Below are 1052 nucleotides of genomic sequence, written 5' to 3' on the forward strand. Positions count from 1 at the left end.
CTAGAGCGGTTCCTGATTTGACGGAATCGAAGGGGATTCCCGATCAGTCGGTTCTGTGATTCAAGATGCTGGCTGGAGTGGAGGCCAGCATCGGATGACGCGACCGCTTTCGGATGATCTTCGCGAACGTGTTGTAGCGGCGGTTTTGGGTGGCGAGAGCCGCCGGTCGGCCGCGAAACGGTTCGGCATTTCGGTTTCGGCGGCGGTGAAGTTGTTGCAGCGCCATCGGGCGACTGGCTCGGTTGCGCCTGGCAAGATGGGCGGACATCGCAAGAGGGTGCTGGAGCCGCACCGTGCCTTCATCGAGGCGCGTCTGCGTGAGACACCGCATCTGACGCTGCACGGTCTGAAGGATGAGTTGGCCGCACGCGGGGTCAAGGTCTCGCACAACGCGGTCTGGATGTTCTTGAGGCGCGAGGGCCTGAGCTTCAAAAAAAACGCTGTTCGCCCTTGAGCAGGCGCGCGCCGATATTGCCCGCAGGCGTCAGCGATGGCGCTCTTGGCAGGCCGGCCTCGATCCGCAGCATCTGGTCTTCATCGATGAGACCTGGATCAAGACCAACATGGCTCCGCTGCGCGGTTGGGGGCCGAAGGGCAAGCGGCTGCGCGGCTTGGCCCCGCACGGCCACTGGCGCACGCTGACCTTCCTCGGCGCGCTACGCTGCGATAGGCTCGCGGCACCTTGCGTCTTCGACGGCCCGATCAACGGCCAATGCTTCCGCGCCTATGTCGAGCAACAGCTCATCACCGTGCTGAAGCCCGGCGATATCGTCATCATGGATAATCTGGGAAGCCATAAGTCGGCCGCCATCAGACAGATGATCAAGGCCGCCGGCGCCAGGCTTTGGTATTTGCCGCCCTACTCTCCCGACCTCAACCCGATCGAGCAGGCCTTTGCCAAGATCAAACACTGGATGCGCCAAGCGCAGAAGCGTACCGCCGAGGACACTTGGCGCCACATCGGCCACCTCGTTGAAACGATCGAGGCAACCGAATGCAACAACTACTTCGCAAACGCCGGCTACGCTTCCGTCAAAACGTGAAAGACTCTA

1 protein-coding gene is annotated in these 1052 nt (G+C 61.8%); it reads left to right on the forward strand.

Translation table 11 applies throughout. From position 1 onward, the window contains the following. The first annotated feature begins 94 nt into the window (after positions 1 to 94). A protein-coding gene (locus NKH83_RS31535; RefSeq protein WP_352650035.1) for an IS630 family transposase occupies positions 95 to 1043 on the forward strand; the annotation gives its coding sequence in 2 pieces (ribosomal slippage) (positions 95 to 430 and positions 432 to 1043; 948 coding nt in all). Positions 1044 to 1052: the final 9 nt, after the last annotated feature.

It is taken from the genome of Mesorhizobium sp. M0909 (genome assembly GCF_040319515.1).
In the GTDB taxonomy this organism is placed as follows: Bacteria; Pseudomonadota; Alphaproteobacteria; order Rhizobiales; family Rhizobiaceae; genus Mesorhizobium.